General features: G+C 29.4%; 21 protein-coding genes, 1 other RNA gene and 1 other annotated feature. Of the genes, 21 read left to right on the top strand and 1 reads right to left on the bottom strand.

What is annotated here, in order from left to right; translation table 11 throughout:
• Positions 1 to 43: 43 nt before the first annotated feature.
• Positions 44 to 214 (top strand) — a binding site (T-box leader).
• A gap of 49 nt (positions 215 to 263) precedes the next feature.
• The 7 genes from glyQ (at position 264) to rpoD (ending at position 9347) form a co-directional block, all read left to right on the top strand.
• The gene (gene glyQ / locus BUB51_RS02505) at positions 264 to 1151 is read left to right on the top strand and encodes a glycine--tRNA ligase subunit alpha (protein ID WP_073195161.1); all 888 of its coding nucleotides are present in this window, start codon (positions 264 to 266) and stop codon (positions 1149 to 1151) included.
• Positions 1141 to 3222, top strand: a complete 2082-nt coding sequence (glyS, locus tag BUB51_RS02510) for a glycine--tRNA ligase subunit beta (RefSeq protein WP_073195163.1) — start codon at positions 1141 to 1143, stop codon at positions 3220 to 3222. The genes glyQ and glyS overlap by 11 nt, the downstream gene beginning before the upstream one ends.
• Positions 3223 to 3306: 84 nt before the next feature.
• A complete protein-coding gene (gene ccpN, locus BUB51_RS02515; RefSeq protein ID WP_073195165.1) occupies positions 3307 to 3954 on the top strand; it encodes a transcriptional regulator CcpN in 648 nt (215 codons plus the stop codon).
• A 114-nt stretch (positions 3955 to 4068) separates the two neighbouring features.
• Entirely contained in the window at positions 4069 to 4890 is an 822-nt protein-coding gene (locus BUB51_RS02520) for a pyruvate, water dikinase regulatory protein (RefSeq protein ID WP_073195167.1), read from the top strand.
• Between the two features lie 140 nt (positions 4891 to 5030).
• Entirely contained in the window at positions 5031 to 6041 is a 1011-nt protein-coding gene (locus tag BUB51_RS02525; protein ID WP_073195168.1) for a deoxyguanosinetriphosphate triphosphohydrolase, read from the top strand.
• A gap of 360 nt (positions 6042 to 6401) precedes the next feature.
• Complete coding sequence (dnaG, locus tag BUB51_RS02530; protein WP_073195170.1) at positions 6402 to 8234, top strand: DNA primase; 1833 nt, start codon at positions 6402 to 6404, stop codon at positions 8232 to 8234.
• An 18-nt stretch (positions 8235 to 8252) separates the two neighbouring features.
• Positions 8253 to 9347 (top strand): RNA polymerase sigma factor RpoD, encoded by a 1095-nt coding sequence (gene rpoD / locus BUB51_RS02535; protein WP_073195172.1) that lies wholly within the window; start codon positions 8253 to 8255, stop codon positions 9345 to 9347.
• Between the two features lie 27 nt (positions 9348 to 9374).
• Here the strand turns inward: rpoD and BUB51_RS02540 are convergent, their stop codons facing one another.
• Positions 9375 to 9554: a hypothetical protein gene (locus tag BUB51_RS02540; protein WP_073195173.1), complete on the bottom strand. Its 180-nt coding sequence runs from the start codon at positions 9552 to 9554 to the stop codon at positions 9375 to 9377.
• A 135-nt stretch (positions 9555 to 9689) separates the two neighbouring features.
• Between BUB51_RS02540 and BUB51_RS02545 the strand changes: the two genes are divergently transcribed.
• From BUB51_RS02545 to BUB51_RS02610, 14 genes are all read left to right on the top strand, one after another.
• A complete protein-coding gene (locus BUB51_RS02545) occupies positions 9690 to 10385 on the top strand; it encodes a tRNA (adenine(22)-N(1))-methyltransferase (RefSeq protein ID WP_073195175.1) in 696 nt (231 codons plus the stop codon).
• Positions 10375 to 11478: a Nif3-like dinuclear metal center hexameric protein gene (locus BUB51_RS02550; RefSeq protein ID WP_073195177.1), complete on the top strand. Its 1104-nt coding sequence runs from the start codon at positions 10375 to 10377 to the stop codon at positions 11476 to 11478. Before BUB51_RS02545 ends, BUB51_RS02550 begins: the two co-directional genes overlap by 11 nt.
• 24 nt (positions 11479 to 11502) lie before the next feature.
• A complete protein-coding gene (locus BUB51_RS02555; protein WP_035165039.1) occupies positions 11503 to 12222 on the top strand; it encodes a zinc ribbon domain-containing protein in 720 nt (239 codons plus the stop codon).
• A 1-nt stretch (position 12223) separates the two neighbouring features.
• Positions 12224 to 12652 carry a ribonuclease HI family protein gene (locus BUB51_RS02560; protein ID WP_073195180.1) on the top strand — a complete coding sequence of 143 codons (429 nt, stop codon included), beginning with the start codon at positions 12224 to 12226 and terminating at the stop codon, positions 12650 to 12652.
• 76 nt (positions 12653 to 12728) lie between these two features.
• Positions 12729 to 13108, top strand: an RNA gene (rnpB, locus tag BUB51_RS02565) — RNase P RNA component class A.
• A gap of 705 nt (positions 13109 to 13813) precedes the next feature.
• Positions 13814 to 14521, top strand: a complete 708-nt coding sequence (locus BUB51_RS02570; RefSeq protein ID WP_073195182.1) for a murein hydrolase activator EnvC family protein — start codon at positions 13814 to 13816, stop codon at positions 14519 to 14521.
• Between the two features lie 11 nt (positions 14522 to 14532).
• The gene (locus BUB51_RS02575) at positions 14533 to 15414 is read left to right on the top strand and encodes a site-2 protease family protein (protein WP_073195184.1); all 882 of its coding nucleotides are present in this window, start codon (positions 14533 to 14535) and stop codon (positions 15412 to 15414) included.
• Between the two features lie 39 nt (positions 15415 to 15453).
• The gene (locus tag BUB51_RS02580) at positions 15454 to 17295 is read left to right on the top strand and encodes a TIGR03960 family B12-binding radical SAM protein (RefSeq protein WP_073195185.1); all 1842 of its coding nucleotides are present in this window, start codon (positions 15454 to 15456) and stop codon (positions 17293 to 17295) included.
• Complete coding sequence (locus tag BUB51_RS02585; protein WP_073195187.1) at positions 17295 to 18005, top strand: TIGR03936 family radical SAM-associated protein; 711 nt, start codon at positions 17295 to 17297, stop codon at positions 18003 to 18005. Before BUB51_RS02580 ends, BUB51_RS02585 begins: the two co-directional genes overlap by 1 nt.
• An 11-nt stretch (positions 18006 to 18016) precedes the next feature.
• Positions 18017 to 19522 carry an Rne/Rng family ribonuclease gene (locus BUB51_RS02590; protein ID WP_073195189.1) on the top strand — a complete coding sequence of 502 codons (1506 nt, stop codon included), beginning with the start codon at positions 18017 to 18019 and terminating at the stop codon, positions 19520 to 19522.
• A gap of 103 nt (positions 19523 to 19625) precedes the next feature.
• Positions 19626 to 20090, top strand: a complete 465-nt coding sequence (gene lspA, locus BUB51_RS02595; protein WP_073195191.1) for a signal peptidase II — start codon at positions 19626 to 19628, stop codon at positions 20088 to 20090.
• 4 nt (positions 20091 to 20094) lie between these two features.
• A complete protein-coding gene (locus BUB51_RS02600; RefSeq protein ID WP_073195193.1) occupies positions 20095 to 21021 on the top strand; it encodes an RluA family pseudouridine synthase in 927 nt (308 codons plus the stop codon).
• A 141-nt stretch (positions 21022 to 21162) separates the two neighbouring features.
• Positions 21163 to 21702, top strand: coding sequence for a bifunctional pyr operon transcriptional regulator/uracil phosphoribosyltransferase PyrR (gene pyrR, locus BUB51_RS02605; protein WP_341423342.1), 540 nt, complete (start codon positions 21163 to 21165; stop codon positions 21700 to 21702).
• Between the two features lie 94 nt (positions 21703 to 21796).
• Positions 21797 to 23062 carry a uracil-xanthine permease family protein gene (locus tag BUB51_RS02610; RefSeq protein ID WP_073195231.1) on the top strand — a complete coding sequence of 422 codons (1266 nt, stop codon included), beginning with the start codon at positions 21797 to 21799 and terminating at the stop codon, positions 23060 to 23062.
• Positions 23063 to 23414: the final 352 nt, after the last annotated feature.

Genomic DNA, 23414 nt, shown 5'->3' on the forward strand with positions numbered 1-23414 from the left:
GACAAACAGATAATAATTTGCTAAATTATGTTTAACAAAAGCATAGAAAGCTATGATGAAGAGGAGTAGTCAATAGGTATTATTTAAGCGAGCTAGGGATGGTGGGAGCCTAGTATAATCCGTTGATGAAGGGCGCTTCTGAGCATTCTTTTAAAGAGGATGCCAAATGGCATCAAATAGGGTGGAACCGCGGAAGGAACCTTTCGTCCCTATGTTTGTGGGGATGAAAGGTTTTTACATTTAACTAATAAGGAGGAATGATGATGAAGTTTCAGGATTTGATAATGACTTTACTTAAATACTGGGGAGATAAAGGCTGCATAATTGTTCAACCGTATGATATTGAAAAAGGTGCGGGAACAATGAACCCACAAACATTTTTAAGAGCACTAGGACCAGAGCCTTGGAAGGTAGCATATGTTGAGCCTTCAAGAAGACCAGCAGATGCTAGATATGGTGAAAATCCTAATAGAGTATATCAGCATCATCAACTTCAGGTTATATTAAAACCATCTCCAGATAATGTTCAAGAATTATATTTAGAAAGTCTTAAAGCCATTGGCATTGATCCATTAAAACATGATATTAGATTTGTAGAAGATAATTGGGAAGCTCCAACTTTAGGTGCTTGGGGATTAGGCTGGGAAGTTTGGCTAGACGGTATGGAAATTACTCAATTTACATATTTCCAACAAATAGGCAGTATAAATTGTGAATTAGAATCTGCTGAAATAACTTATGGACTAGAGAGAATTGCAATGTATTTACAAGATGTTGATAATATTTTTGATATTGAATGGGTGGATGGAGTAAAATATGGTAAAATTTTTAAACAGGCTGAATATGAGCATTCGGTATATAGTTTCGAAGAAGCAGATATAAATGTACTTTTAAATTTATTTAATACATATGAAGAACAGGCTAAAAAATTAATAGAAAAAGGACTTGTTTTGCCAGCTTATGATTTTGTCTTAAAATGTTCACATACTTTTAACGTATTAGATGCTAGAGGTGCTATTAGTGTAGCAGAGAGGACTAGTTATATTGGAAGAGTTAGAAATTTAGCTAAACTTATAGCAGCAAAATATATTGAAAAAAGAAAAGAGCTAGGATTTCCGTTATTAAAAGGAGGTGCTAAAAATGACATATAAATATTTATTAGAGATAGGTGTAGAAGAAATACCTGCAAGATTTATGGAACAAACTATTAGCCAAATAAAAGAGAAATTTGAGAATTTGTTTAAAGATGAAAGAATAGATTTTCATGATATTAAAGTTTATGGTACACCAAGGAGATTAGTTGCTATTATATATGGACTTAGTGAAAAACAAGAAGATTTACATGAATTAGTAAAGGGCCCTGCTAAGAAAATTGCATATGATAAAGATGGCAATCCAACAAAGGCATTAATTGGTTTTTCCAAAGGACAGGGAGTTAATCCAGAAGATGTTATTATAAAAGAATATAATGGGGAAGATTATGTGTATGTAAATAAAGTTGTAGAAGGGAAAAATATTAGAGAAGTGCTTAAGGATAAAGTGCCTGCACTTATAAAATCTATAAATTTTCCTAAGTCCATGAGGTGGGGAGGAAAAAGTTTTAGATTTGCTAGACCTATAAGATGGATAGTATCAATATTAGAAAATGAAATTATAGGATTTGAATTAGATGGCATTTTAGTATCGAATAGAACAAAAGGGCACAGATTCTTAGGTAAAAAAGATATAGAAATTAATAATGTGGATGAATATATTGATAAACTAAGAGAAAATTATGTTATTGTTGACCAACAGGAAAGGAAAAATTTAATAAAGCATGGATGTGATAGATTAGTCAAGAGTAAAGGCGGAAATATATTAGAGGATTTAGAACTTTTAGAGGAGTTAACATATATAGTTGAGTATCCAACACCTTTGTTGGGCAGAATAAAAGAAGAATATTTAAAATTACCTATGGAAGTTATTACTACTCCAATGAAAGAACATCAAAGGTATTATCCTGTTGTAGATGATAAAGGTAGATTGATGCCATATTTTGTTGCAGTTAGGAATGGCAATGAAGAATATTTAGATGTTGTTACAAAAGGTAATGAAAAGGTATTAGAAGCGAGACTCGAAGATGCTAAGTTTTTCTATAATGAAGACATAAAAAAACCTTTAGAAGATTATGTGGAAGGGCTTAAGAACATTGTTTTTCAAGACAAATTAGGAACTATGTATGAAAAAACTATTAGACTTGTAGAATTAGCTGAAAAGATAAGTGAATATTTAGAAGTAGGAGAAGAAACTAAAAAAGATGTAAAAAGAGCTGCCTATCTTTCAAAAGCTGATTTAGTAACTAAAATGGTTTACGAATTTACTGAATTACAGGGAATTATGGGTAGAGAATACGGAAAAATGTCTGGTGAAAATGAAATAGTTAGCTTAGCTATCTATGAACATTATTTACCTAGGTTTGCAAGTGATGAGCTGCCTACAACTACTGCTGGTGCTATATTAAGTATAGCCGATAAAATTGATACAATAGCAGGTTGCTTTGCAATTGGTATACAACCAACGGGTTCTCAAGACCCATATGGATTGAGAAGACAGGCGCTTGGTATAATTAATATAATATTAGATAAAAATTTACACATTTCATTAGGGGAATTTATAGATTATGCATTATCTATATATAAAAATTCAAAAGGGCTGGAGTTTAATAAAGAAAAAGTAAGAGAAGAAATATTAGATTTCTTTAAGATAAGAATAAAAAATCTATTTATAGAAAAGGGTATAAGATACGATGTAGTAGATGCGGTTATATCTACTGGTTTAGATAATATAACTGAACTTTATGTTAGAGCAGAAGAATTTAATAAATGGATAGATAAGGAAGAGTTAGGAGAGATTATAGCTGCTTTTAATAGAGTTGCTAAGTTAGCTAAAAAGGCAAGTTCTGATATTGTTAATGAGGACTTGTTAATTGAAGATAAAGAACGTGATTTATATAGAATTTATATTAATACAAAAGATAAAGTTGATGAATATTTAAGAAAAAGAGAATATGATAAAGCATTAGATACTCTTATTGATTTGAAAGAGCCGATAGATAATTTCTTTGATAATGTTATGGTTATGGTTGAATATGAAGATATTAAAAATAATAGACTAGGTTTAATTAAAAGAATATCAGATATGATGTTTTCAATCTGTGATTTATCAAAAATTGTTATGAAATAGATAGAATAAAGTCCACCAATTGGTGGACTTTATCTTAAGAACACAATTTGATAAAATATAGTAAACATTTCTGTTTGAAAAGAGGTGAGTGTTATTCAATATACTGAAAGGCAAAATCAGATAATTAATATAGTTAAGAAAAATCAGCCTATAACAAGTGAAGCGATTGCAAAGAAATTAAATTTAACTAGAGCTACTCTTAGACCGGATTTAGCTATACTTACAATGTCGGGTATTTTAGAAGCTAGACCTAAGGTTGGATATTTTTATTCTGGTAAGTCTAATTTAGATTTTTATAAAGATTACATAAAAGAAATTAAAGTGGATGATATTAAATCTCTACCTGTTGTTGTTGATGAATCAACTACGGTTTACGATGCAATAGTGACTTTATTTTTAGAAGATGTAGGAACAGTTTGTGTAGTTTCAAAAGGATTGCTTGTAGGAGTAGTTTCAAGAAAGGATTTTCTTAAAAGTGCTATAGGAGGGGTAGATATAAATAAAATACCTGTTGGGGTAATAATGACTAGAATGCCTAATATAATTGTTGCAAAACCGGAAGAAAGCATTATTGAAGCAGCTGAAAAAATTATAGAACATCAGGTTGATAGTCTTCCTGTGGTACAAGATGCTGAAGTAGATGGAGTTAAAGGGTATAAAGTTGTAGGTAGAATTTCAAAAACAAATATTACAAAAATATTTGTTGATTTAGGAACAAAAGCTTCGATTTAAATAAATCAAAAAGGATTTTGTTTAGATTGATGGACAGAAAGTATATTCAAAATTTTCTATAATTTAATGAAACATAGTTTCTTTGATTTGTAAAAAACGTTAGGGGGTTGTTGAATGGGAAAAGAAATGGTTGTATATGTTTTATCAGACTCAATAGGTGAAACTGGGGAACAAGTTGCAAGGGCGGCTGTAAGCCAATTTAATTCAGGAAAATATAATATCAAAAGATTTCCATATATTACAGAAGAAGAACAAATTATCGAGATTTTTAATGAAGCTAGAAATGAGAATTGTATAATTATTTTTACAATAGTTATTGAGAAGTTAAGAAATTTTATACTTGAAAATGCAAAAAAATATAATATACAGGCAATTGATTTGATGACGCCGGTAATAGATGCAGTTAAAAATGTTGTTGGACATGAACCGAAAAGAGAGCCGGGGCTTATTAGAAAACTAGATGAGAAGTATTTTAGAAAAGTAGAAGCTATTGAATTTGCAGTAAAATATGATGATGGAAAAGATACAAGAGGGATTAAGTTAGCAGATATTGTTCTTATAGGTATATCAAGAACTTCTAAAACTCCTCTTAGTATGTATTTAGCTCATAAAAATATAAAGGTAGCTAATATACCTTTAGTACCAGAAGTATCTCCACCAAAAGAATTATTTGAAATTGCTCCTAAAAAGATAATAGGACTTACTGCAAATCCTATAAAATTGAATGAAATAAGGAAAGAAAGATTGAAGGCATTGGGTTTGAGCAATACTGCTAGTTATGCTAGCATGGATAGAATACTTAAAGAACTTGAGTATTCGGAGAAGATAATGAAAAAGTTAGGATGTGTTGTAATAGATGTGTCCAATAAAGCCGTTGAAGAAAGTGCAAATATAATTATGGAGATTATAAAGGAAAATAACTTATTAAAGGTTTAAATAAGAGTGCTATTTTAAAGCACTCTTTCTTTCGCAACTGAATTTGTTAAAAATTACTTTTTAAAAAATAAATAGCAGGATTATATTTGTATATGTTGTATATATTAAATAATAACTTTATGAATAAAAGGTGATGTTAGATGAATATAAGATCGAGGACAGAGGAATTAGAGAAAAATATTCTTTCTAAATATGCAGCTTTGAGTTCTAAAGCTAAAAGGAAATTTGAAGAGAAAAAGTGTAGTATTAGAACAGAATTTCAGAGAGATAGAGATAGAATAGTTCATTCGAAAGCATTTCGTAGACTTAAGCATAAAACTCAAGTTTTTATTGCTCCAGAAGGAGACCATTATAGGACAAGACTTACTCATACATTGGAGGTAGCACAAATTTCAAGGACTTTAGCTAGAGCTTTAAGATTAAATGAAGACTTAGCGGAGGCTATTGCACTAGGTCATGATTTAGGACATACACCTTTTGGACATAAGGGAGAACAAGTTTTAAATGAAATTTTTTCAAAAGGCTTTAGGCATAATGAACAGAGTTTAAAAGTAGTTGATTATTTAGAATTCCATAATGAAAAACCGGGGTTAAATTTAACATATGAGGTAAGAGATGGGATTTTAAATCATACAGGGAACAGAGAACCTATTACGTTAGAGGGGAAAATAGTAAAAATAGCTGACAGAATAGCTTATATAAATCATGATATTGACGATTCAATAAGAGCTAGAATAATATCTAAAGAAGATTTACCGAAGGACTGTATAAAGGTGTTGGGTTCCACATATGGAGAAAGAATAAATACTATGATTATGGATATTATAAAAAATAGTTATGAAAGAAACGATATAAAGATGAGCGAGGAAATTAGTTACTATACTAATAAGCTTAGAGATTTTATGTTTCAAAGTGTTTATTTGAATAAGAAAGCAAAATCAGAAGAAGATAAGGCAAAATTTATAATAGAACAGCTTTATGAATATTATAATAAAAACTTCGAAAAAATACCAGCAGAACATAGGAAACATCATGAAACTATTCGGAGAACTAAAGATGAAATAGTATGTGATTATATTGCTGGTATGACTGATAGATATGCAATTAGGGTTTTTAAGGATATTTTTGTTCCTCGGCCATGGCAAAAATAATATAGTATGAAATTAAAACAAAAAATTAAATAAAAATCAAATTAATCCATAAAATACTAAATAAAAATATATAAAAAATTTTTTAAATAGGAAGGAATATATCGATATATGTCGAATAATTTAAACCTGCCATAAAAATGTTTATGTTTTTATAATCCATAATTATATTCCTTATCAAATTGCAGATAATTTAAAATATAGTTTATGTTTTAAAATATAAACGAGAATTTTCTTTTTGTTATATTTTGTTATGTTGAAGATTTTGTTTTAATATATTTCCATTTTAAAGAAGAGTTTTTTTGTTTAAAGGGAAGGAAAAAAGTCTATTTTTGACGAATAGTATTTAAAAGGTGATTATTTATGTCAAGTACTTTAAATGAAGATTTGATTCAGGAAATAAGAGAAAAAAATGAAATAGTAGGAGTTATTTCACAGTACATTAGGTTAAAAAAAACTGGTGCTAACTATAAAGCACTATGCCCTTTTCATAATGAAAAAACACCTTCATTTGTTGTATCGCCTTCAAAGCAGATTTTCCATTGCTTTGGATGCGGAGTGGGTGGTGATGTAATTAGTTTTATAATGAGGTATGAAAACCTAGATTTTAAGGAAGCTATTAAGATATTAGCTGATAGAGCAGGTATAGAAATTGATGAAAGCAATATGAAAAAGAATATTGAGCTAGAAAGAAGAAAAAATAGACTTTATCAAATAAATCGAGAAGCAGCTAGATATTTTTATTATAATTTACAAAAAAATAGTAGAGGATATAACTATTTTAGAAAAAGAGGTGTTTCAAGTAATACTATAAAAATTTTTGGACTTGGATATGCTAATCCAGAATGGAATGATTTGCTGAAATACTTAGTATCAAAAGGTTATGGTGAAGAGGAATTATTAGAGGCAGGACTGGTTATTGAAAAGAAAAATAAAAATGGTTTTTATGATAGATTTAGAGACAGAGTTATGTTTCCTATAGTAAACACAAGAGGCAAAGTTATAGGTTTTGGTGGTAGAGTATTAGATGATTCTGTACCTAAATATTTAAATTCTCCAGATACTCTTGTGTTTTCTAAAGGTAACAATTTATTTGGATTAAATTTGGTATATAAAAATTCAAAAATAGATAAAATTTTATTAGTTGAAGGTTATATGGATGTTATTTCCTTATATAATAAAGGTATTGTTTATAGTGTAGCTTCTCTTGGTACAGCTTTTACAGAAAGTCAGTGTAAAATGCTAAAAAGATGGAATGACAGCATTTATATTTGTTATGATTCTGATGATGCAGGACTAAAAGCATCTAACAAGGCATTAGATTTATTGAAAAGAGTAGGATTTAAGCCTAGAGTTATAATTTTACCTGATGGATTAGATCCAGATGAGTATATTAATAAATTTGGAAAGGAGTTATTTGAAAATTTATTTACTACTGCATTAGATTATATTGATTTTAAAATATTATATTATAGAAATAAGTTTGATATAAATACTGTTCAAGGGAAAGTAGATTTTATAAAAAATATATCACAGGATATAAAAAATATATCAAGTCCTGTTGAAAGAGATGTATATATTAATAGAGTTTCTGATGAAGTTAATATTTCTGTCGATGCTATAAAAAGAGAAATTTTTGGTATAAAAGGTATTAAAACTAGATTAAAGGACAAGTATATAAATGCTAATTATAGAGATACTAATAAAAGTAAGATTGTTCCAGTAGAAAATGTTTTGGAACCTGGTCATTTAACTGCAGAAAAAAGCCTTTTAAATTTATTGATTAGTGATGAATATATATATGAAAAAATTAAAGAAGATTTTTCGCCAGATGATTTTCTTGATCCAATGAATAGAAAGATTGCAGAATTAGTTTATGATAACTATAGGAAAGGTAAAAAAATTACGAAACAGGAGATTATTGATAATTTTTCAAATTCCGAATTAGACAAATTGAATGAAATTCTGGCGATTAAAATAAATTTTGATGATAGTGAAAAAGAAAAGGCTGTAGATGACTATTTAAAGAAAATAAATTATTACAAGTTGAAGATAAAAAGAAAACAAATAAGAGAAAAGATAAAGCTTATAGAGTCTAAGAAAGTTATAAATGAAGGAGAGGAAGAGGAATTAAAAGAGTTATGTTTAGAATTGATGGAAGTAGACAAAGCTTTAAAATTACACTGTTTGTTTTAGCTGAAGGGAGGGAACTAAATGAGCAAAGATAAAGAAAAGGACATGAAGATAAATACTATGAAAAAGTTGATTGAAAAAGGTAAAAAACAGGGGATGTTAACATATAAAGAAATTATGGATACATTAGAGGAGATAGATATTGATTCAGATCAAATAGATGAAATATACCAGGGTTTAGAGGAAATGGGTATAGATATAGTTGGTGATAAAGAAGATGAAATATTACTAGAAAAAGAAGAAATACATGAAATTACAGAAGATGATTTATCTTTACCTAAAGGGATAAGCGTAGATGACCCTGTTAGAATGTATTTGAAAGAAATAGGGAAAGTACCACTACTTACAGCAGAAGAGGAAATTGAATTGGCTAAAAGAATGGAACAAGGTGATGAATTGGCAAAAAAGAGATTAATCGAGGCGAATCTAAGATTAGTTGTAAGTATAGCAAAAAGATATGTTGGTAGAGGAATGCTCTTTTTAGATTTAATACAAGAAGGTAATTTGGGTCTTATAAAAGCTGTTGAAAAGTTTGACTATAGAAAGGGCTATAAATTTAGTACCTATGCTACATGGTGGATAAGACAGGCAATTACTAGAGCTATAGCAGATCAGGCTAGAACTATTAGGATACCTGTTCATATGGTTGAGACAATAAATAAATTGATTAGAGTTTCTAGACAATTATTACAAACTTTAGGAAGAGAGCCTACTCCTGAAGAGATTGCTAAAGAAATGAATTTGGAAGAAGAGAAAGTTAGAGAGATATTAAAAATAGCTCAAGAACCTGTTTCATTAGAAACGCCTATTGGCGAAGAGGAAGATAGTCATCTTGGTGATTTTATTCCTGATGATGATGCACAAGCACCTTCTGAAGCAGCTACATTTACTTTACTTAAAGAGCAATTGGTAGAAGTATTAGATACATTAACGCCTAGAGAACAGAAGGTTTTAATTCTCAGGTTTGGTCTTGAAGACGGGAGAGCGCGTACGTTAGAAGAAGTTGGTAAAGAATTTGATGTAACTAGAGAAAGAATCAGACAAATTGAAGCAAAGGCTTTAAGAAAGCTAAGACATCCAAGCAGAAGTAAAAAATTAAAAGACTTTTTAGAATAAAATTAAAGATTCGCCGAGGGCGAATCTTTAATTTTGATCTCTTAAATAATAATGTTTTTTAGAATCATTAATTTTAATGTTTTCCTTTTTTTCATTAATATAAACTTTGAGTTCTTCAGCTTCTTTTTGCCAATTAATTGTTGTACCACCCCATGTGAAAGTTGGAATGTCATAAAAACTTTTAATTTTATTTGGTTTATGAGTCATAGCAAACACCTCATTAATAGTTTTCTCAATAGTAATAGTTTTTAATATATTTTTTTAGTAAATTTAAATAGTAATGGTATAATATAATTAAGGGTTAGTGTATATGAAAGTAAATATAGAAGAAGGAGTAGCAATATGAAGTTATCACCGAGGTTAAAAGCAATAGTCGATTATGTTGAAAATAATTCTTTTGTTGCAGATATTGGTACAGATCATGCTTATATACCTGTATATCTTGTTGAAAATAATATTTCTAAAAAAGTTATTGCTTCAGATGTTAATAAAGGTCCACTTGAAAATGCTAAAAAATATGTAGATTTGAAAAGATTAAGTCATAGAATAAACTTAAGATTAGGAGATGGAATAAAAATATTAAAGCCAAATGAAGTAGATACTGTTATTATAGCCGGTATGGGTGGCTTATTAATTAAAAAAATACTTGAAGAAGGGAATGAAATAGCTGAGACAATAGATAATTTTATACTGCAACCTATGATAGCATCTGATGAACTAAGAAAATATTTAATTAGGCATAATTATAAAATTATTGACGAAAAATTGGTTAAAGAAGGAGATAAAATATATGAAATCATGTTAGTTAGACATGGCAAGGATAATATTAGTGATGAAATATATTTTGAGATAGGTGAAAAATTGGTGGAGAATAAAGATCCATTATTAAAAGAATTGATTCAGAAAAAATTAAGAGAGATTAAAAATATATTGCAAAAAATTAGGATAAATGAATCAATAAAGGCACAAGAAAAATTAAATATAATAAAGATAAAATATGATAAGTTGAAGGGGGTATTAAAATCCATTGATTGTTAAAGAAATATTGGACATAATGGAGAAAATAGCTCCTATTAAACTAGTTGATAAGTGGGATAATTGTGGTTTTCAAATTGGTAATATTAATAAAAATGTAGAGGCTATTATGTTAACACTAGATGTTGCAGAAGAAGTGGTCCAAGAAGCTATAAGTAAAAATGTTGATTTAATAATATCTCATCATCCAATTCTATTTAATCCTATATCTGAAATTACTTTAAATGATACTAAAGGTAAAATACTTTATGATATCATTAGACACGATATATCTGTGTATAGTGCTCATACAAATCTAGATGTATGTAAAGGCGGCGTAAATGATGTTTTAGCTGATATACTTCAATTAAAAAACAAAAAAATATTAAGTAAATTATATGAAGAAAAATTGTACAAGTTGGTCGTATTTGTTCCTAAAACACATGTAAAAAAAGTGAGAGATACAATAACTGAAAGTGGAGGTGGATGGATAGGGAATTATAGTCATTGTACATTTAATATTGATGGTTTTGGAACTTTCATGCCTAGAGAGGGGACAAATCCTTTTATAGGTACTGAAGGGGAAGTAGAAGTAGTGGAAGAAATTAGAATTGAAACTATAGTGCCAGAAAGTATTTTGGATACAGTTGTTGAAAATATGATAAAAGTACATCCTTATGAAGAAGTAGCTTATGATGTATATCTTTTGAACAATAAAGGTTTTGATTATGGATATGGTAGAATTGGCGAATTACAGGATATCATTGCTCTTGGTGATTTTGCAAAATATGTTAAGAAAAAACTCAATTGTAAGTCTATTAAAGTGATAGGAGATATAAATAAGAATGTAAGAAGAGTAGCCGTTTGTGGGGGGAGTGGTGCTGAATTTATTGAAATAGCTTCAAAGAAGGGAGCAGATGTATTAGTAACAGGAGATATAAAATACCATGAAGCACAATTGGCTATAAATTTAGGATTATCTTTAATAGATGCAAATCATTATGATACGGAAAAAGTAATATTACCATATTTGAAAGAATATATTCAAAAAGAGGTTGGTAATAGTATAGATATATATACAAGCAATTTCAATAGTGTCCCCTATGAAATTTTTTGATAATGGGGGTAAGGAGGGGATTTAATGGTTCAATTAGAGCTTTTGTGGCAGTTACAAAAACATTATTTAGAGCTTAATAGATTAGAAAGAAAATTAAAGGATTTAAATAAAAGAGATGAGATAGAAGAATTTAAGGTGAAGATACATCAGTATGAATATGATTTGGAAAATAAAAAAACAAGATTAGAAGTAAATAATATGAAAATCAATAGGTATAATAGTAAGGTTAATCAATTGAAATATGAATTTAAAGAAATTGAAAACAAATTATATAGTGGTAAAATAAAAGATATAAAGCAGCTTACTTATATGGAAAGTGAAAGCAAGAAAATTAAGGAAGAGATAGAAAAATTAGAAACCGAAATAATATTGTTAATGGAAGAAATCGATAAACTTAGAAATGAAATTATTGAGGTTGAAAAGACTTATGATGAATTAAAGAAAAATTTAGAACAAATAATTATTGATAATGATAGCTTAATGCAAAAGGTGGAATTAGATATAAAAAAAGAAAAGGAAATAATTGATAGAATATCAGCGGATATAGATGAAGTAAGTTTGAAAAAGTTTAATAAACTATTGAAGAATAAAGGAAGGGCAGTAGTTGAAGTAGAGGGAGATAAGTGTACGGGATGTTATATGGTTGTTCCTTTGTCGATATTGTCGAAATTAAAATATAGTGATAGTATTACTTATTGTGATAATTGTGGTAGGATTCTATATTATAAAAAGCAGGAGGAATAGAATGAGGAAAGCAATAATACACACAGATGGAGGTTCAAGAGGAAATCCCGGTTTAGCTGGTATTGGGGTTATTATATATGATGAATCAAAGAATGTAGTACTTGAGTTAAGTCAGTATATTGGGATTCAGACTAATAATGTTGCCGAATATAAAGCTTTAGTTAGAGCTTTAGAGTTATCTTATGAGATGGGGATAAAAGATGTTGAATTTTATATGGATAGTGAATTAGTAGTTAAGCAAATAAAGGGCGAATATAAGGTCAAAAATGAGAGAATGAAACCATTCTATGAAATTGCAAATTCTTTGATTAGCCAGTTTGATAATTTTAGCATACATCATGTTAGAAGGGAAAAAAATAAAAAGGCTGATGAGTTAGCAAATTTAGCAATGGATATGAAGGGTATTAGTATTAAAAGAAAGAACATGTAAAGTGTTTACTATAATTACCATTTGACGGAGAATATTTATTATGTTATAGTATTCTTTGTCGGTAAGAAAAGAATAGCGAGTAAGTCAGACAGCCGCATGCATTTAGCATGAGGAAAGTCCGAGCTCCGCAGGGCAGGATGCTGGGTAATACCCAGTGGGGGCGACCCTAAGGATAGTGCAACAGAAATATACCGCCTGACACTTAATATATGTAGCTATAGATGTTACCATATATTAAGTGCCGGGTAAGGGTGGAAAGGTGAGGTAAGAGCTCACCAGCAGCTAGGCGACTAGCTGGCTCTGTAAACCCCATCTGGAGCAAGACCAAGTTAGGGACATAAAAAGGTGGTGGCCCGTCACCGTCCCGGTTGGTAGGTCGCTAGAGCCTATTGGCGACAATAGGCGTAGATAGATGGCTGTCTAACACAGAACTCGGCTTATAGACTTACTCGTTTATTGATAACATCTGCTATATAGCAGATGTTATTTTAATTAAAGAATTGAGAAAGAAGCACATTATTTTGCAGGTGCTTTTTTACTATTAGAAGATAGTTTTGATCAGAAAGTTATAACATTAAGTTTACTGTTTGGTCATATACAGCATCAGGTTTTCTTTTGATACGTTCTTGTCCTTATTCAAGGTTATTAAGATGATTTTTTATATTTTTAATTTCGCTATCAATTGCATCCAATTTTTCAAGTATAAGATTTAAAGTTTTTTTCATATCAAGAATCCTTTCTATTTAATTTAATCCTTTTTATCTCTCTTTTGCCTTTGACGCTCACGTCTATGTTTTTCAGCAAGTTTTAATTCTATCTGAATTGGATTAGCTAAAATAATTTTATCCTCGTCAGTAAGAAGTTTACCGTTTAGTATAAGACCAGTTTATTCAAGCATTATTTTCATATTAGTTACTTCTGGGTATTTTTCTTCAGGAGTAAGTTTTTTTTGGGTTGCGGCTATCTATTATTTTTATTATATTTTTCTTTATAATTTGATTTTAATACATATAGTATTACACAAAAAGTATGATTTCTTTACTAATAGTCCAATAGGTGTTATTATTTGTGATATTGATAATTGGAAACCTATTAATTGTAATAAAAAAGTAAAGAGAAAAATAATAATATAGTAAATTCAATATTTAGGGGATGAAATGAATGGGAAAACGCAGACTTATTTTTAAACTTTTTCCTATGAGAGTCAAAAGAGATTATGTATATAGAACTAAACAGAAAAGTAGTTATAGAAAGCTATTTTATCAACTGTTAGTTAGTATAATAATTATTCTTTTGATAATTTTCATTAAATCTTTTAATACAAATTTTACAAATAATGCCATCAGATTAGTTGAAAATACATTAAAATATGATTATGATTTTAAAAAATTAGGGCATAAAATATTGAAATATGCAAAGGGAAGCGGTAAAGAATTAGATAAAGCAGTTTCAGTTTTTAAATATAAAAATAATACAAAAATATATTCGTTTTCAACTCCTGCTACGGGTATAGTTTATAAAAAATTTGGCCAAATCAAGAAAGGTAATACAACTATTTTTCATAGAGGTGTAGATATACTTTCAAAAGATAAAAACGTATATTCAATTGGTGAAGGAATTGTAGGCGAAATTTATAAAGATAGAATTTTAGGTAAATGTATCCAAATAGATTTTGGTGAAATAGATGCAGTCTATGCACATTTAGATAAAATATATGTAAAAGTAGGGCAGAAAGTAACTAAAGGAGAAATATTAGGAACATTAAAAGAAGATATTAGTGGACATAAAATACTTCATTTTGAAATATGGAAAAACGATGCTCCTGTAAATCCATTAGATTATATAAATATTAGCAATTCAGATGATTAATGGGGGATTAAATGACAATTTTTCGTATTGGGCAGTTTAAAATAAAAATAAATTATTTATTATTTGTACTTTTTGTGTTATATTTTATAATTGGGTATTTTATTGAAGTGATAGTAATATTTTTTTCTGTCTTAATTCATGAGCTTGCTCATGTTTATTTAGCATCAAAATTAGATTTTAAAGTAGATTACATTGAATTATTTCCATTTGGAGGAGTTGCAAAGTTAGATGGTTTAATTGGAACAGAACCATTTAATGAGATTAAAATAGCCGTAATCGGACCAATTATAAATTTTCTATTAGCATTTGTTCTAATATTTATAAAAGAGTATTTATTTGAAAACCAAATTATCGTTTTATTCATTAAGACTAATATGATTTTAGCTTTTATCAATCTATTACCGCTTTTGCCTTTGGATGGGGGCAGAATATTTAGAGCTATATTATCTTTAAAATTAGGAACAAAAAGAGCTACATTATTTGTTTCAAAAATTACCTATATATTATCTGTAATAATGATTTTTATTGGTATACTGCTTTTTATTAGAAATGCGTATGGAATTTATTTGATTCTATTTTTCATTTTTATAATTATAGCTGCCAAAAGAGAAAAAGATATGGCAGTTTTTATTTTCCTAAAGCAGATAATTTGTAAAAGACAGAAAATGGCTGAAACTGGAATATATAGAGTACAACATATTGTTTGTTTAAATGATATGAAAGTAAAATCGGTTATTGAAAATTTCATTCCAAACAAGTATCATATAATAACTGTAATAGATAGAGAAGGTAATGTAATTGATACGCTTTATGAAAAACGAATTTTAGAGGGTGTAATTAAATATGGTTATGATATAACTATAGAAAAACTACTAAATAAAAGTGAAAAGTGATAGAATATATTTAGACATTTTTATAGTAAGGGTGATAAGATGATAAATAAAGATACACTAGATAAAATTCTTTCAAGAGTTGAAAAACCAGCAAGGTATATAGGAAATGAGATAAATAGTTATAGTAAAGATACAAAAGATGTAAAGGTAAGATTTGCTTTTGCCTTTCCTGATATTTATGAGGTTGGTATGTCGCATCTTGGATTACATATATTATACAGTTTGTTAAACGAACGAGAAGATGTATTTTGTGAGAGAGTATTTGCACCATGGGTTGATATGGAGTATGAATTGAGAAAACATAATATTCCGCTTTATGCATTAGAAAGTAAGGAGCCGATAAATAAATTTGATTTTGTTGGTTTTACGTTACAGTATGAAATGAGTTATACTAACGTTTTAAATATGCTTGATTTAGCGCATATCCCTTTATTTTCTAAAGATAGAAAAGAAGAAGATCCTTTTATTGTTGCGGGCGGGCCATGTGTTTATAATCCGGAGCCTTTAGCCGATATAATTGATTTTTTTGTAATTGGTGAATCAGAAGAGTTGATATTAGAGATAATTGAGGTATATGAAAAGTGGAAAGAAAGTAATAGAACAAGAGAAGAGTTTTTAGAAGAAATAAGTCAAATTCAAGGTGTATATGTACCGAAATTTTACGAAGTTATATATAATCAAGACGGTACCATAAAAGAATTCAAACCAAAATCAGAAAAATATCCCAATGTGATAAAGAAGAGAATAATTAAGAATTTAGATGAAGTACATTTTCCAGATAGGGTTATAGTTCCGTATATAGAAACAGTACATGATAGAGTGATGTTAGAGATTTTTAGAGGATGTACTAGAGGATGTAGATTTTGTCAAGCGGGAATGATATATAGGCCTGTGAGAGAAAGAAGTGTAGATAAGTTATTAGATTATGCACAAAAATTAATTGAAACGACAGGACATGAAGAAATTTCCTTGTCTTCATTATCGACAAGCGATTATTCAAGGCTTGAAGAATTAGTGAAGAGCTTAATTAATAAGTTTAAAGATAAGATGATAGGTCTTTCATTACCGTCTTTAAGACTAGATTCTTTTTCGCTTGATATAATTCAGGAAATACAAAAAGTTCGTAAAACAGGACTTACTTTTGCACCAGAAGCCGGTAGTCAGAGACTTAGAGATATAATAAATAAGGGTATAAATGAAGAAGATTTGATAAATTCAGTTAGGGATGCTTTTTATTTAGGATGGTCTACTGTTAAGTTGTATTTTATGATAGGACTTCCATATGAAAATTACGATGATATTCTTGGAATAAAAGATTTGGCTTATAAAGTCAAAGACATCTATTTTGGATTACCTAAAGATAAGAGAAAAGGAAATTTAAAAGTAACAGTTAGTACATCTTGTTTTGTACCAAAACCGTTTACGCCTTTTCAGTGGTTTGGACAAAATACTGTTGAAACATTTAAAGAGAAACAGAGATTTTTAGCAAATAATATAAGAGATAAGAAGATTACTTACAATTTTCACGATTCAGAATTAAGTTTTCTTGAAGCCGTTTTTGCTAGAGGAGATAGGAGACTGTCAAAAGCTTTAATAAGGGCATGGCAAAAGGGTTGTAAATTTGATGGATGGGCCGATCATTTTAATTACGAAAAATGGATGGAAACATTTAGAGAGACGGGAATCGATCCAAGTTTTTATGCAAATAGACATAGAGAATATGACGAAATATTACCTTGGGATTTTATTGATGTAGGAGTTTCTAAAAAATATTTAATAAACGAAAATGAAAAGGCTAAAAAAGGCATATTAACTAGAGATTGCAGAAAAGGCTGTACTGGATGTGGTATTAATATTAGTTTTACAGGTGGTGTTTGTTAATGGGTACGATTAGAGTAAGATTTTCAAAAAAAGATGATATGAAATATATTTCACATTTAGACTTGATGCGATTATTTCAGAGAGCCTTTAGAAGAGCCGATATACCAGTAAAATATAGTCAGGGGTTTAATCCACATCCAAAGTTTTCACTGGCTACAGCCCTTCCAATTGGAGTAACAAGTGATGGAGAATATATGGATGTTGAATTAGAAAATGATATTGACAAAGATGAATTTATTAATAAGCTTAATGATGTATTGCCTGATGGAATTAAAATTTTATCAGGGAAATACATAAAGACAAGCAAATCATTGATGTCATTAATAGAATGGTCTGATTATATTATAGAATTTTATATAACTGGTAATATCAGTAAAGAAGATGTGGAAAATTGCATAGGAAAAATTCTTAAAAAAGATAAAATTTATGTAAAAAAAGTTAAAATAAAAAATAAAAAAGAGATAATAAAAGAGGTTGATATAAGAAGTGGTATTAGAAATTTAAAATTGCTAGTTATTGAAGGCAAAAGAGTTATTATTAAAGCAACTTTAAAGTCGGGTAGTAAAGGTAATTTGAAACCCCGATATATAATAGATGTGATGAAAAAGATAGGGAATATGGAAATAGTAGATGATAGTATAAAAATTCACAGATTAGAATTATATTCTCAGAAAAATAATAAATTAGTATCACCTTTAGATTGTGAATAGGAGAAGATTTTATGGCTGAGATTATAATAGATATTGGATTAAATCAAAATAGGGTAGCAATCTTGGAAAATGGAGATTTGGTTGAATTATATATTGAAGAGGAGAATAAGAGACTTCTTGGTAATATTTATAAAGGAAGAGTAGTTAATGTATTACCAGGAATGGAAGCTGCTTTTGTAGATATTGGATTAGATAAAAATGCTTTTTTATATGTTAAAGATGCTATATCAAGCAATTTTTTAGAAAGTGAAGATATAGATTTTAAAGATATTTCTATTAGAGATGTTGTGAAACCTGGTCAAGAATTACTTGTTCAAGTAGTAAAAGAGCCGATAGGGACTAAAGGTCCAAGAATATCGACACATATTACTTTGCCAGGCAAATACGTGGTCTTAATGCCAGAGATAAAACAAGTTGGTATATCAAGGAAAATCATCGATGAAGAAGAAAGAGATAGGTTGAAAAAGATAGTTGAAGAGAACAAACCAGAAAATATGGGAATTATATTGCGGACGGCAAGTGCTGGTGTAGAAGAAGACTTAATTATCAAAGACATTGAGTTTTTAGTAAATCTGTATCAGAGAATAAAAAGAGAGAGCAAAGTAGTATATGCACCTAAACTAATATATAGGGAATTAGATTTAGTAGATAGAATAGTACGCGATTTTTTTGGTGATGATACACAGAGATTAGTTATTAATGATAGAGAGAAATATAAAAATATTTTAGAGTTGATTAATGAAACAATGCCTCATTTGAAATCTAAAATATACTATTTTGATGAGTGTTATGATATTTTTAAGTATTTTGGAATAGAAACAATGATTAAAAGTGCATTAGAACGTAAAGTATGGTTAAAAAGTGGAGGGTATATAGTAATAGATGAAACAGAGGCACTTACTTCGATAGATGTTAATACAGGTAAGTTTGTAGGAAGTGTTAATTTAGAGGATACTGTTTTGAAGACAAATATTGAAGCTGCTAAAGAAATTGCTAAACAATTAAGGTTAAGAAATATAGGTGGGATAATCATTATAGATTTCATTGATATGAAGGATAGTGAAGATATAAAGTATGTTATTAATTGTTTAGAAAATGAGTTAAAAAAAGATAAGGTGAAAACAACAATATTAGGGATGACTAGGTTAGGTTTGTTAGAAATGACTCGAAAAAAAGACAGAAAAAAACTATCTTCAAAGTTTTATAAAAATTGTCCTTATTGTGAAGGAAAAGGGAAAATTATTTCTGATGGTTCAATTTTAAATCTCATAGAAAAGGAGATAAAGAGAATAAAAATTCATACAAATTCAAATGCCGTTATTTTTGACTTGAATATATCTTATAGAGAAATGATAGATTCTAAATTTGAGAATAATATTAAACTTATTGAAAATAAATTTGGAATTAGAATTTTTATAAATTATATAGACAGTATTAATTTAAAGGAGATTAAAATTAGAAGTATGGGTAAATTAGAAAATATAAAATTACTTTTTGAGAATTTAAAGAATAAATAGTAAATGTTTGTTTCAGAATAATGAGTTAAGAAATTTTTAATATTGTAAAATTAATAATAATATTTTACAATATTGCATGTGAAATATTATTAAGGAGGAGCAAATGTTTTATATAATTGCTATTATTCTCATTATATTTGATCAATTAACTAAATATTTGGCAGTTAAATTTTTATTGGGGAAAAATCCGATTCCAATTATAAAAAATTATTTACAATTGAATTATGTTGAGAATTTCGGTGCAGCTTTTGGTATTTTGCAAAATAAGCAGTTATTCTTTGTTGTAATAACTATTGTAGTATTAGCTGGAATTATTGTATATATAAGAAAACATACTAATATCAGCAAACCGATGAAGGCAGCTTTAACGATACTTTTTTCTGGCGCTTTAGGGAATCTTATAGACAGATTGCGTTTAGGTTATGTTATTGATTTTATAGATGTTAAATTTGGAAAGTTATACGATTTTCCTGTATTTAATGTAGCAGATTGTTTAGTTGTTGTTTCAACTATTATTATTGCATACCTAGTTTTATATGATAAATATGAAATAAATATGGAAGAGTGATTTTATGGACATTATAGAACTGGTTGTAGAAGATGATATTGGTGAAAGAGTAGATTCATATTTAGCAAAAAAGCTAGAGGAAGTGTCTAGATCATACATTAAAAAGTTAATTAAAGATGGACATATAAAAGTTAATAATTTACAAGTAAAACCTAAATATGTTGTTAATAAGGGTGATGTAATAACTGTAAAATTACCAGAACCTGAAAAACTTGAATTAATACCACAGGATTTGCCGATAGAAATAGTTTATGAAGATGAGGACGTTGCTGTAGTAAATAAACCACGAGGTATGGTGGTTCATCCTGCACCGGGGAATTATAGTGGAACATTAGTCAATGCTTTACTTTACCATTTAGAGAGTTTATCTACGATAAATGGGGTAGTGAGACCTGGAATTGTGCATAGAATTGATAAAGATACTTCTGGGTTGTTGATGATAGCAAAAAATGATTTTGCTCATATTGAGCTTTCTAAACAGTTAAAAGAGCACTCAATAACAAGAATATATTATGCATTAGTAGAAGGAAATATAAAGGTTGATAATGGTACGATAAATGCACCGATTGGTAGACATCCTGTAGATAGAAAAAAAATGGCTGTTACAGATAGAAATAGTAAAAGAGCAATTACGCATTTTAAAGTGTTAGAAAGATTTGGGCAGTATACTTTGATTGAAGCAAAATTAGAAACAGGTAGAACACATCAAATTAGAGTACATATGTCGTATATAAAGCATCCATTAGTTGGCGATTTAGTATATGGAAGTAAGAAAAATGAGTTTAAACAAGAGGGACAATTATTACATGCTAAGGTTATAGGTTTTATTCATCCACGTACTAAAGAATATATGGAGTTTGATTCTCAATTACCTGACTATTTTAAGAAAGTATTAGATGTATTAAGAAGAAAAAATTATAGACATAACTGAATTATTATGATATAATCAAAGGAAAAATAATGTCCTTTAAATCTACCCTGAGAGGTTGATAAGGATTTACAATTTTTTTATGAGAGGGTATTGTAACTTCTTATCAACCAGATAAGAAGTTTTTTTGTTAGGAGGTGACAAATGTTGAAGACAAAGGCAGTTATAATGGATGAAAAAGCTATGATAAGAGCTACAACAAGAATTGCACATGAAATTATAGAAAGAAACAAAGGAGTAGAAGATTTAGTCCTCGTAGGCATTAAAACTAGAGGAATTCCTTTTGCAAAGAGATTAGCAAAGAAAATTTATGAAATAGAAGGTAAAGAGGTTCCTGTTTTAACATTAGATATTACTTTGTATAGAGATGATTTAACTGAAATAGATGTAAATCCTGTTGTCGGGGCTACTGAGTTTGAAATTGATATAACTGATAAAATTGTTGTATTAGTAGATGATGTATTATATACAGGTAGGACTGTAAGAGCAGCATTAGATGCGCTTGTAGATAAGGGAAGACCTAAAAAAGTACAATTAGCAGTACTTATAGATAGAGGGCATAGAGAGTTACCGATAAGACCAGATTTTGTAGGGAAAAATGTTCCCACATCAAAATTAGAGGTAGTGAGTGTAAAGTTTAAAGAGGTAGATGATGTTAATAAAGTTTTAATTGTTGAAAGGTAATATAATTAAATATATTAACCTTTTAATTCAGTCCAGCGAGGCTGAAAAAGGGAGATAGAGTTATCTCCCACAATAAAAAGAGGGAGGTATTTTTATGTTCAAAAGTGTATCAGAGAGTAAAAAAGAGAAAGAAAGATTGAGAAATTTAGGAAGAAAGGGTATTTTAGGGCTTCAGCATGTTATTGCAATGTTTGGAGCTACCGTATTAGTACCAATACTTACTGGCTTAAATCCAGCTGTTGCATTATTCTCGGCAGGAGTCGGTACATTAATATTTCACTTTGTAACTAAAGGTAAAGTGCCAGTTTTTCTAGGTTCGAGTTTTGCATTTATTCCTGTAATAAATGCGGTTGCAAATCAATATGGAGATATTAGGTACGCACAGGGCGGTATCATAGTAGCAGGTGCATTATATCTTATTCTTTCGATGCTCATATATATTTATGGAGCAGATAAGATAAAAAGTTTCTTTCCCCCTATTGTAACAGGACCAATGATCATAGTTATTGGATTGATTTTAAGTCCTGTAGCTATACAAATGGCCTCAAAAAATTGGTTAGTAGCTTTTGTTGTGGTATTTACTGTTATAGGAGTTTCGATTTTCTCTAAAGGATTTTTTAAGGTAATACCTATACTATGTGGAGTTGTAGTTGGTTATATTTTCTCGGCTATTATTGGTATAGTAAATTTTGAGCCTATAGCAAATGCTAGTCTGATAAGTGTACCGCAATTTACATTGCCTAAGTTTAGTATTGGGGCCATAGCAATGATTGCTCCGATAGTTTTAGCAGTTTTTATGGAACATATAGGGGATATAACTACTAATGGTGCAGTAGTTGGTAAAAATTTCTTTGAAGATCCGGGACTTCATAGAACATTATTAGGAGATGGATTAGCAACTATGTTTGCAGGGTTTATAGGCGGTCCTGCAAATACAACATATGGTGAAAATACAAGCGTATTAGCTGTAACTAGGGTATATGACCCATCAATTTTAAGACTTGCAGCTTTTATAGCTGTAGGATTGAGTTTTATAGGGAAATTAGGAGCAATACTTCAGACTATACCTGAACCAGTAATGGGTGGAGTGAGTTTAATACTATTTGGTATGATTGCAAGTGTTGGAATAAGAACAATAACAAATGCAGAAGTAGATTTTTCAAGTAATAGGAATTTAATAATATCATCTTTAATACTAGTTGCGGGAATAGGTACTGAGTTCTTAAGATCAAATCCAAATTTCACAGGAGTTATAGGAATTAAAATAACAGATAATATACAGATAGTAGGTTTGAGTTTAGCAGCCTTAATTGGAATAATAGTAAATAAAATATTACCTGAAACTATTACAGAGGAGTAGCAAAATGCTACTCCTTTTTACGTGCGCCGGGCATGCGTAACAACTAGGTGGTGAGAGTCCACTGTGGGGGTTGACCGTGCCAACCACTAGCCAAAGGCAAGGGTGTCCATTGTGAGGTGGAATCTGAAGGAAGCCGGAGGCAAAATCCTGGTCCGAGGTACACGAACTACATTTGAGGCTGTATAAATCGGGTGAGTTTGCATAACAAAACAAAGCCCAAAACGGTCCGAAGGTTTATGCAGTAAATGTGGCGGATATATGGGAGGAAAGTGGTTACGCTTACCCCGGGAGGTCTCAAGGATACGTCATTTAGATGAATTTCAAAATGGCAACCTATGCAGTGATGTATAGC

The organism is Caloranaerobacter azorensis DSM 13643 (assembly GCF_900129995.1).
Lineage (GTDB): Bacteria > Bacillota > Clostridia > Tissierellales > Thermohalobacteraceae > Caloranaerobacter > Caloranaerobacter azorensis.